The sequence below is a fragment of the Rahnella aquatilis CIP 78.65 = ATCC 33071 genome (assembly GCF_000241955.1).
GTDB lineage: Bacteria > Pseudomonadota > Gammaproteobacteria > Enterobacterales > Enterobacteriaceae > Rahnella > Rahnella aquatilis.
In genome coordinates, this window is record NC_016818.1 from 4,274,523 (window position 1) to 4,284,742 (window position 10,220).

The 10,220-nt window shown below is 54.4% G+C and carries 8 protein-coding genes; 5 read left to right on the forward strand and 3 right to left on the reverse strand.

The features are described from left to right. Positions 1-13 precede the first annotated feature (13 nt). Positions 14-2,509 (reverse strand): type VI secretion system Vgr family protein, encoded by a 2,496-nt coding sequence (locus RAHAQ2_RS19305; RefSeq protein ID WP_015698839.1) that lies wholly within the window; start codon positions 2,507-2,509, stop codon positions 14-16. Between the two features lie 394 nt (positions 2,510-2,903). Between RAHAQ2_RS19305 and RAHAQ2_RS19310 the strand changes: the two genes are divergently transcribed. The 5 genes from RAHAQ2_RS19310 to RAHAQ2_RS19330 all read left to right on the forward strand — a co-directional run bounded on the left by RAHAQ2_RS19310 (position 2,904) and on the right by RAHAQ2_RS19330 (position 7,973). Beyond that, positions 2,904-4,355 carry a circularly permuted type 2 ATP-grasp protein gene (locus RAHAQ2_RS19310; protein ID WP_015698840.1) on the forward strand — a complete coding sequence of 484 codons (1,452 nt, stop codon included), beginning with the start codon at positions 2,904-2,906 and terminating at the stop codon, positions 4,353-4,355. Next, positions 4,349-5,290 (forward strand): alpha-E domain-containing protein, encoded by a 942-nt coding sequence (locus tag RAHAQ2_RS19315; RefSeq protein WP_015698841.1) that lies wholly within the window; start codon positions 4,349-4,351, stop codon positions 5,288-5,290. The genes RAHAQ2_RS19310 and RAHAQ2_RS19315 overlap by 7 nt, the downstream gene beginning before the upstream one ends. Next, on the forward strand, positions 5,290-6,084 hold the full coding sequence (locus RAHAQ2_RS19320) for a transglutaminase family protein (protein ID WP_015698842.1): 795 nt from the start codon (positions 5,290-5,292) through the stop codon (positions 6,082-6,084). Before RAHAQ2_RS19315 ends, RAHAQ2_RS19320 begins: the two co-directional genes overlap by 1 nt. Positions 6,085-6,110: 26 nt before the next feature. Next, complete coding sequence (locus RAHAQ2_RS19325) at positions 6,111-6,842, forward strand: proteasome-type protease (protein ID WP_015698843.1); 732 nt, start codon at positions 6,111-6,113, stop codon at positions 6,840-6,842. A 99-nt stretch (positions 6,843-6,941) separates the two neighbouring features. Next, on the forward strand, positions 6,942-7,973 hold the full coding sequence (locus tag RAHAQ2_RS19330; protein ID WP_015698844.1) for a LacI family DNA-binding transcriptional regulator: 1,032 nt from the start codon (positions 6,942-6,944) through the stop codon (positions 7,971-7,973). A gap of 46 nt (positions 7,974-8,019) precedes the next feature. On the opposite strand, the gene RAHAQ2_RS19335 is transcribed toward RAHAQ2_RS19330, so the two are convergent. Both RAHAQ2_RS19335 and RAHAQ2_RS19340 read right to left on the reverse strand, forming a co-directional pair. Then, positions 8,020-9,030 carry an OmpG family monomeric porin gene (locus tag RAHAQ2_RS19335; RefSeq protein ID WP_015698845.1) on the reverse strand — a complete coding sequence of 337 codons (1,011 nt, stop codon included), beginning with the start codon at positions 9,028-9,030 and terminating at the stop codon, positions 8,020-8,022. Between the two features lie 99 nt (positions 9,031-9,129). Beyond that, positions 9,130-10,218, reverse strand: a complete 1,089-nt coding sequence (locus RAHAQ2_RS19340; RefSeq protein WP_015698846.1) for an ABC transporter ATP-binding protein — start codon at positions 10,216-10,218, stop codon at positions 9,130-9,132. Positions 10,219-10,220 lie beyond the last annotated feature (2 nt).

The following is a 10,220-nucleotide window of genomic DNA, read 5'->3' on the forward strand; positions in this document are numbered from 1 at the left end:
GTGATTGTCCCTGTTATTTCGTTAAAAGGCTGTCCGTTGCCGCATCAAGCGAGGTGTAGCGTTCCCAGTCCGGATCCGGTAAAGGGTCGGGCAAAACGTATTCCACACTGGCTGATTCAAACGGGACATTTTTGTGCAATGCATATCCCTGTTCATCAAGCTGGCCAGCCAGTACCGAACCGCTTTCAAATGTGATGTGGTAATCCGCGTTGGCTATGGCATTTAAGTCGTGATCCCTGAAATCCAGCGCCAGGTCGTATTTTCCGCCTCCAGGCAAATAGGGCATATTCAGCCGTACAGGGTTCGCCACCGTCAGCACCGTGTGCGGCGTTTTCCTGAAATATTCACCGGCCGTGCCGTACTCAATTTTGCCGTCCTGCAGGATGAGATAACTGCCGCCGCCTATCAGCGTGATGCGCTTTTTCGCGCTGAACAGGATGTCGCCGTCCACCGCCGTGATGCTCACTTTTTTGCCCGCCGCCAGTTGCATGCGGTTGTTCTGCGCCTGAACGTCGACCTTACCCTCGCTGGCCTTCAGGCTCATTTCGCCCTTCAGGGCAAAGAGGCCCATTTTCTCACCGGTGTTGACGGTCAGGTTCTTAATCACCCCGATATCCACGTTTTTACCGGCGTTCAGTATCATGTTTTGGGTCGCCGCCAGCTGCATATGTTCGCCGCTGGTCAGCGCAATCCCTTGTGGCGCGCTGGCCAGCACCACCTGATTTATCGGCTTCAGCCGTTCGCTGAACATGGCGATTTGCGCCGCGATGTCGGCCTCCAGCGCTTTGGCCTCCGCGGCGGCCTGGCTGAGGGCTTTCACCTGCCCCTGCAGGTAGTCGATTTCAGCCATCGCCGCGCGGTTATCCGGCACCTGGCCCTGCGCCTGCGGCTGGGCGTCCGCGCTGAGAAAGACGCCCTTACCACCGCGCAGGACGCCGTGTTCATCGGTGCGCAGCTCAAAACCTTCACCGCGCGGCGCGTTTTGCGCATCGACGATATGCCCGCTATTCAGCTGGGTCTTGCCGTATTCGGTGGCGAGTTTGATGTGCTCCTCACCGCGCCGGTCCTCCATCTGCAGCGTGTTATCTGACGGCGTGCGCAGAACGTTGCGGGTGTGGTTCCGTTCGGTCACGTGGTCGGGATGTTCAGCGTCGTGCAGCGCGGCGGCGATATACGGCCGGTCAGGGTCGCCGCCGTCAAAGGCAATCGCCACTTCGGTGCCGTCGGTCAGCGGCATATGCCAGCCGTAGCCGTCGCCGCCGTAGGGTTTAGCGAGGCGTACCCACAGGTACGCATAACCGGCATCCGCCGACGCACGGTCGCCGTCAATCCGTACGCGGTAACGCCCCTGATTATCCAGCCACGCGTAGATGTCACCCCGGGTCGGGCTTTCCACCCGCGCCGGTATCGTGCCGCTGAGCACCGGCCGCGCCGGCGGTTCGGGGCGGAAGCCAATCGTTTCGCGATACGCCATGCCCCAGATATTGAGGTGGAAGTGTTCGGTGCGCGAGCCTTTGGCGACGATGCGGGTAATCAGGATACCGTCCGGCAGGTCGCTGAACGGATAGTTCTGCAACTCCAGCACCTGACCCGGCGCCAGCGCGCTGCCGGTGGTGCGGGCGAATATCCGGCACTGATGGTTCAGCCTGCGTTCGTGGCGGATGCGGGCGTAAAACGCGCCGGTTTCGGCGGCGGCGTCGATATCCTCACCGGCCTCGCGGTAGGGTCCGGCGTACAGGTAGCTTTCGCCGGTCACCGGCGCGGCGCTGCGCACCTGCGCGCTGACGTCCAGCGGCGTGGTCGCCTCGCGGTAGTTGTAATCGCGTTTGAAGATTTTGCCGGTCACCGCGTTCCAGTGGATTTTCAGCCCCCAGACGCTTTCGGCGTGGCCGTCGCTCATCCCCGACGGCTCGCAGTACGGCAGCGTGACGCCAAACCGGTACTGCTCCGGCCCGTCGCCGAACAGCACTTTCTCACACGTCAGGCGGGTATCCGCCTCAAAGCGGAACCAGATACCCACTTCGGCCAGAATGCGTTTTATAAACTGCAGGTCGGTCTCGCCCCACTGGGTGATAAGCTCGCGGTCGGGGTAGGCGTGGCTGAGGCGAAACTCAAAATCCTGCCCCTCCAGCCCGTGTTTGCGCAGGATAAATTCCACCACGTCGGGCACCGACTGGTTCTGAAAAATAAAGCTGTTGGTGCTGTTTTCCAGCAGCCGCAGGCGCGGCACCAGCTCAAGGCGGTACAGGGTTTCGTCGGCGGAGGTGGAGAGGCGCTGAAAGTCACGGATAACGCCGTACACGGCGCGTTCCGGCTGGAAAGGCGTGCCCATAGTGAAGCTGGCGAACTGGCGCAGCATCTGCGCGGCATCGATATCCGGTGCGGGGGAGGTGACGTCAACGGTGTAGGAAAAGGTCTCGCTGAGCTGTTCTTCGCCGCGAAAATTCAGCACGTCCAAAGCGTACGGGCTGTTCCAGATAGCAAGAGAATAACGGGAAAGTGTGTCCATTCCGGTCCCTGGTTGGCATGTGAAAAGCATCCTGCTTTTCGGGGTGTGAGGAAACTGTATTCACATGGTGAAATTGTGGGAATTTTGTATCAGGATCCGGAGAATGCGAATGTGATGATGCACAGAAATACTAAACATAATTAATGTATCCATAAGTTTTTTTTGTTGTTTTCATATCATCAATGGCGATTGCCTCATCAACGATCATACTTACAGTAACCTAATCATTTCTGCCCTCTTTTCACTCAACTTGAAAGCGCGCTGCACCCGAACAGGGCAGACCGGCCCCTTTTCCCCTGATTTTCAGCCTGTTTTGCACGCTGGCACACTTTATGCCTGATCTTCATTGTTATTGAACGATTCAATTGCAGCCTGTCCAGTTTGTGAGGTGATGATGATCAAGATTGACCTTTCCGATTCACCCTTTTTTGATGAGATGTTAATGGCTGAAGGCAAGCATCGCAGCCATTATCAGGCCTACTGGCAATGGTTGCAGCAAGCCGATCAACAGGCAGTCCAGCGCAAAAAAGAGGAAGCTGCGCTGTTGTTTCACCGGGTGGGGATTACCTTTAATGTTTATGGCGAAGATGACGGCGCGGAACGGCTGATCCCGTTCGACAGTGTACCGCGCATTATTCCGGCCAGCGAATGGCAGATGCTTGATCGCGGGATCCGTCAGCGGGTTCAGGCGCTGAATGCTTTTCTGCATGATATTTACCATGACCAGAAGATCCTCAGGGCAGGGATCGTGCCCGCCGAACAGGTGCTGGCCAACGATCAGTATCAACCGTGCATGCAGGGCATCGACCTTCACCGCGATACCTATGCCCACATTGCCGGCACCGACATGGTGCGCGGCGGCAATGGCGAATACTACGTGCTGGAAGACAACCTGCGCACGCCGTCCGGTGTGTCTTACATGATGGAAAACCGCAAAATGATGATGCGGTTATATCCCGAATTGTTTGCCGAGCAGCGTATCGCGCCGGTTTCCCGTTACCCTTCTCATTTACTGCAAACCCTGCGTGAAAGCACAACCGTCAACGATCCGACTGTCGTGGTACTGACGCCCGGCCGCTTTAACAGCGCGTATTTCGAGCACAGTTTCCTGGCGCAACAAATGGGCGTGGAACTGGTGGAAAGCGTTGATCTGTTCGTGAAAGACGGCGCGGTGTTTATGCGTACCACCGCCGGCCCCTGCAAGATTGACGTGATCTACCGGCGTATCGACGATGCGTTCCTCGATCCGCTGGCGTTCCGCGCCGATTCCATGCTCGGGGTGCCCGGTTTGCTTTCGGTGTATCGATCCGGTGGTGTGGTACTGGCCAATGCGATCGGCACCGGCGTGGCAGATGACAAATCGATCTACCCGTATGTACCGGAGATGATCCGCTACTACCTGGCCGAAGATCCGATCCTCAATAACGTGCCGACGTGGCAATGCCGCAAGGAAAGCGATCTGTCTTTCGTGCTGGCGAATCTGGAAAAAATGGTGGTGAAAGAGGTTCACGGCGCAGGCGGTTACGGCATGCTGATTGGCCCGACGGCCAGCAAGGCGGAAATTCAACGCTTCCGTGAATTGCTGCGCACCCGTCCGGAAAACTACATCGCACAGGAAACACTGGCGCTTTCCACCTGCCCGACCTTTGTCGGTAACGGGCTGGCACCGCGTCATATCGACCTGCGGCCCTTTGCCCTGACCGGCGCGGAAATCCGGCTGGTACCGGGCGGATTAACCCGTGTGGCGCTGGCTGAAGGCTCGCTGGTAGTCAATTCATCTCAGGGCGGCGGAACCAAAGACACCTGGGTGCTGGAAGAAAATCCGACGGAGGATGACGCATGCTAAGCAGAACAGCCAGCGAACTGTACTGGATGGCGCGTTATCTGGAACGCGCCGAGAATATTGCACGCCTGCTGGACGTGACCAACAAGCTGTCGATGATGTCGATTCGTGACGTCAACGCACGTGATGAAAACAATGACTTACTGGTGCCGCTGACCATGACCGGTACGCGGACGTTATTTAACGAGCACTATCCGCAGGAGTCCATGGGCAATCTGCTCAACTTCTTCGCACTGGACAGTTTCAACCACGGCAGCATTTTCAGTTGCCTGCAAATGGCCTGGAATAATGCCCATGCGGTGCGCGGCAGCCTGTCTTCCGAAGTCTGGGAAAGCATCAATGCCACCTGGATCGAGATGAAACTGATCCGCCGTCAGGGCGTCGGTTCTGCCGGTGCGGACGCTTTCTTCGACTGGGTCAAGGAGCGCTCACATCTGTTCCGCGGTGCGATGTTCGGCACATTACTGCGCAGCGATGCACTGAACTTTATCCGCCTCGGCACCATGCTTGAGCGTGCGGACAGCACCGCCCGTCTGCTGGATGCCAAAAATCAGTTACTGAATGCCGACGAAGATCCGGTGCGCGAATACTACCGGATGGATACCCTGCTGCGCGCCGTCAGCGCCCGCGAGGCGTTCCACACGCTTTACAAGCAGCAACTCAGCCAGAAACATATTGCTGAGTTGCTGGTCCTGCGCCGCGAGTTACCGCGATCCTTGCTTTCCTGTGTCGAAATCATGGCTGAACAGCTGGAGGAAATCGGCGGCAGCGCAGGCAATCTGCCACGCCGCCGTGTCCACACCCTTCATGCTCAGCTACGTTTCACCGAAATGGACGAGATCGTGGAGATGGGTCTCAGCCCCTGGTTAATGCAGTTCCTGGATCAGACCAATGCCATCGCTGAGAGCATTCATCAAACCTATCTGGAGGCTCAATAATGAAACTGAATGTCACGCATCAGACGCATTACAGCTATGCGCAACAGGTTAAGCACAGCACGCAATACCTGCGCCTCACCCCGCAGGATTCCAGCCATCAGAAGATTTTGTCATGGGATCTGACTTTGCCGGAATACGCCACCCGCACGCTGGATGCCTACGGCAATGTGCTGCATGTCCTGACGCTCGATCAGCCCCATCAGGCGATCACCATTGAAGCCAACGGCGTGGTCGAGATTGAAGACAATACGGAAGACGATAATTGCGGGCATCTCTCGCCGCTGGTGTTTTTGCGCACCAGCCCGCTGACGCTCGCGGATGGCGCGATCCGTGATTTCGCCAGCCGTTATTACCGGCCACAGGCGCAGCATGAAAGTCTGTGCAGCCTGATGGGCGAACTGCTGCTGAAAATGCCTTACAACCCCGGCAGCACCACGGTAAAAGACAGCGCCTCACAAGCCTTTTCGGCACAAACTGGCGTATGTCAGGATCACACTCACGTTTTCCTCGCCTGTTGCCGCAGCCTGGGCATTCCGGCGCGTTACGTCAGCGGCTATCTTTACTCAGAAGACTCCGCGCACGTGGCCATGCATGCGTGGGCGGAAGCCTGGCTCGATGACCGCTGGCAGAGCTTTGATGTCACCAACAACACCTGTAAACCGAATCAGCATTTGAAACTGGCTATCGGCATAGATTATCTTGATGCATGCCCGGTCCGCGGTATCCGGTTGGGCGGAGGAAGCGAAGACATGCGCACTGTCGCGGCCGTTGCCATGCTTGACGTGCCGCAATGATCCTGAATACCTGAGGAAACCTTTTTATGACTTACTGTGTGGCCATGCGCTTGTCCTCTGGCCTGGTGTTTGTTTCAGACTCACGCACCAATGCCGGAGTGGACCATATTTCCACCTTCCGTAAACTGCATGTGTTTCATCAAAGCGATGAACGCGTGCTGGTGATCCAGAGCGCCGGAAATCTGGCGACCACACAGAGTATTATCAGTTTGCTGCATCGCCGCTGCGCAGACGATGAACGGGAAAACCTGCTGAACGTGAAGTCGCTTTACGATGCCGCCAGCCTGCTGGGTGAAACGGTGCGTGAAGTGATTGGGCGGGACAGCGGCGCAAATCAGGGCGGCAATACGGATTTCAGTTGCAATCTGTTGCTCGGCGGCCAGATTAAGGGCGAGGGACTGCGGCTGTTCCACATTTATCCGCAGGGGAATTTCATCGAAGCCACGCATGACACGCCCTATTTCCAGATTGGTGAAAGTAAGTACGGCAAGCCGATTATCGATCGCGTGCTGAGCTACGACACCGCGCTGGATCAGGCGATGCAATGTGCGCTGATTTCGATGGACTCTACACTGCGCAGTAATCTGTCCGTCGGCCTGCCGCTGAATGTGATGACCTATCCGACAGACAGTTTCAGCGCCGCGCAACAGCACCGGATCACCGAAACGCACCCGTATTTCGACATGATCCGTAAAGGCTGGGGCGAAGGTCTGCTGAGTATTTTTGCGCAATTACCGCCGCTGAAATTAGACGAGTAATAATCTGCCACATCAGGTCTGCGGAAAATGGACAACCTCAGACCTGCCCCGTATTATCAATATCCCGTCCTTAATACGGATATTTGAGGTGTATATATTGTGGCAGTCACTATTTATGATATTGCCCGTCTGGCAAAAGTGTCTAAATCTACCGTTTCCAGAGTTATCACCAACCAAACCAATATTTCGCCAGATGCCCGTGAGCGTGTGCTGGATGCCATCCGCACACTGAATTATCAGCCAAGCAAACTGGCACGGGCGCTGACATCCAAAGGTTTTGATGCAATTTTAGTGATTTCCACCCGTTCGACCAAAACAACCGCCGGTAACCCCTTCTTCTCCGAAATATTGCAATCCATTGCCCTGAGAGCGGAAGAAGAGGGTTTTGACGTTATTTTGCAGACGTCCAAAAATAGTGAAGAAGACCTGCAAAAGTGTGTCGCCAAAATAACGGAAAAAATGGTGAAAGGCGTGATGATGCTCAGTTCACCTGCCGATGAATATATCCTGGAGCAACTGGATAATTATCAGGTTCCGGTGATGGTGATTGGCAATATTGAAGGAACGTATCAGCACGTCTTCTCCGTCGATACCGATAATTTTCAGGACAGCTACCGGCTGACAGAACATCTTATTTCGCTCGGTCATCAGGATATTGCCTGCCTGCACGCGCCGCTGGATTACCACGTTTCCATTGACCGCCTTGCCGGCTATAAACGCGCCATGCAGGATGCCGGTCTGCCTGTGCACCCCGACCTGATGATTGACGGCGGTTACACCACGGAAAGCGCTTACCTGGCGGCGGCGACATTGTTGCAAAAGGCGCATCCGCCGACGGCGGTTTTTGCCACCGATGCCGTGAAAGTCATGAGCATTTACCGGGCGGCCCATGAGCAGAAAAAGGCCATTCCTGACGAAATTTCCATCACCGGCTACAGCAGCGATAATATTTCGCCCCTCCTTTCTCCGGGGCTGACCGGCATTGAAATTCCTATCCGTGAATTAGGCTGGCAGGGTTGCGGTTTATTGTTCGATAAAATTTTCGACCGTCCCTGCGCGCATTCCCGCACGCTGGTGCCGACACAGCTGGTGGTCAATCATTCCGCCATCAAGATCACCGACGGAAAATAAGAGAACCCCAACCGGAAAAACGGCCTCCGGTTGGGGATCAGAGGCATCAGAAAGAATAGGTCACACCGACACCGGTATAATGGAATTTGGTCTTCGCATTGGCGCTGGCATCGGTATTATCGTGCAGCTGCAATTCATAGGCATATTCCAGTGAGATGGCAAAACCGTTGGGTAAAGGCTGATTGATTAACAACCCGAATCGCGTATCGGTTTCCCCTTCACGCTCACCCCGGTCATCATTGTAATAATAAGTATCCAGCGTCCGGCGGGCATACGGCGTCAGGACCGTTTTACCGCTGGTAAACAGATCCACACTCAGCGGCAAATAGACGCGGGCTTCCTGTTTGGCAAATTCTCCGCGCTGGCTGTCACCGGTATTCCATCCGCGATCTAAATAATAACTGACCTGCAGCGCAATATCGTCGGTGAAGCTGTATTTCAGTCCGGTCTCACCTTCAAATTCTTTATTCAGATAACCGTTATTATCCATATTATTGTAATAATTATATAAAGCCATCCAGCCGTTATATTTTAATGCCGGGCTGAGCGACACGGACCAGTCTGGCTGAACGGTATAACGCTGGGTATGATAAGATTTATCGTCTTTCTTCTTATCGTCATTATATTGCCACTGATAGTTCCTGAAACCGAGCATCAGTCCCAGGGCATAATCTGCGTTATCCACAAACTGATAATGGGCATCGAATTCAACCTGATTAAACCAGTCACTTCGGGTATCTTCAGAGTAATCGACGTTATGGTCTTCCTGATAAAATGCACCGTAGAAATTCCACTTTCCTTTGCTGAAGTTAACAAACACCGTCGGTTCATAAGCGCCGTCTTTATCGCCCTGACCTTCTGTGTTCTCGGTTTCCTGCATGGCGCCGATCTGCACCTTCCAGGGTTCGGCAGGTAACGCAGCGTTGCCGATCGGTACCGGCGTCAGCATTTCCGGTGAATTATGATCTTCATTTTTATTAATACTTTCGCTCTCAGCAGAAAATGCAGACGAGCAGACTGCGCCGCATAATAATGCGGCAGCCACTTTTATTTTCATTATAATAATTCCTTTTACAGTAGGGACAGATGGATATTAAAACAACGGATAACCTCTTTTAAAATTCGCCTTATTGAGACACGTTAATGAAACACCTTATTAATTCGCGGTAATAACCTCCTCGGTTTCACAATCAAAGAAATGACATTTATTCATATCAAAGCGCAGGGATAATAATTGCCCGGCCTGATAATCAGTATTAGCGTTTGAACGGCAGACAAATTCATGACCGCCAATCGAGCAATACAGCATAAATTCGGCGCCGGTCAGTTCAGCCACCGTAATTCGCGCGTCAAAATGGGCGTTCTGCTGATCCGCACCGGCAATATCTTCAGGGCGGATCCCGAGTACCAGCGGTTTACGTTGATAACTCCGCGCATTCAGTATCGCCAGTTTGTCTTCAGGCACCGGAATACGCAGGCTTTCCGTCACGAAAAAGTTGCCATCCAGCGCGCCACGGATGAAGTTCATCGCAGGCGATCCAATAAAACCGGCCACAAACATATTTTGCGGATGGTTATAGACCGTTTTAGGTGCACCAACCTGCTGAATAACGCCGTCTTTCATCACCACAATTCGCGTTGCCATGGTCATGGCTTCGGTCTGATCATGAGTGACATAAATCATCGTCGTATTGAGTTTATGGTGCAGCTTGCTGATTTCAGCGCGCATCTGTACCCGCAGCTTGGCATCGAGATTGGACAACGGTTCGTCCATTAAAAAGACTTTGGCATCACGCACAATCGCACGCCCGAGTGCGACGCGCTGACGCTGGCCGCCGGATAACGCCCCCGGCCGTCGCGCCAGATACTCATTCAGTCCGAGGATCTGTGCCGCATATTCCACGCGCTGGCTGATTTCCTCCGGCGCAATCTTTCTCAGTTTCAGGCCAAACGCCATGTTGTCGTACACGGACATATGCGGATAAAGCGCATAGTTCTGAAATACCATGGCGATCTCACGATCTTTCGGCGCGACGTCGTTCATGCGCACGCCGTCGATCAGCAGGTCGCCGGAAGAAATTTCCTCCAGCCCGGCGATCATACGCAGGGTGGTCGATTTTCCGCAGCCGGATGGCCCGACAAACACGATAAATTCTTTATCCGCGATCTCCAGATTGAAATCCTTTACCACGTGAACCTGTTTGTCGTAAATTTTCTGAATGTGTTGCAGTGAAATCTGAGCCATAA

Coding starts and splice junctions, on each gene's coding strand:
- RAHAQ2_RS19315 (WP_015698841.1), top strand. CDS start 4,349: ATGCTAAGCAGAACAGCCAGCGAACTGTACTGGATGGCGCGTTATCTG.
- RAHAQ2_RS19335 (WP_015698845.1), bottom strand. CDS start 9,030: ATGAAAATAAAAGTGGCTGCCGCATTATTATGCGGCGCAGTCTGCTCG.
- RAHAQ2_RS19305 (WP_015698839.1), bottom strand. CDS start 2,509: ATGGACACACTTTCCCGTTATTCTCTTGCTATCTGGAACAGCCCGTAC.
- RAHAQ2_RS19325 (WP_015698843.1), top strand. CDS start 6,111: ATGACTTACTGTGTGGCCATGCGCTTGTCCTCTGGCCTGGTGTTTGTT.
- RAHAQ2_RS19340 (WP_015698846.1), bottom strand. CDS start 10,218: ATGGCTCAGATTTCACTGCAACACATTCAGAAAATTTACGACAAACAG.
- RAHAQ2_RS19320 (WP_015698842.1), top strand. CDS start 5,290: ATGAAACTGAATGTCACGCATCAGACGCATTACAGCTATGCGCAACAG.
- RAHAQ2_RS19310 (WP_015698840.1), top strand. CDS start 2,904: ATGATCAAGATTGACCTTTCCGATTCACCCTTTTTTGATGAGATGTTA.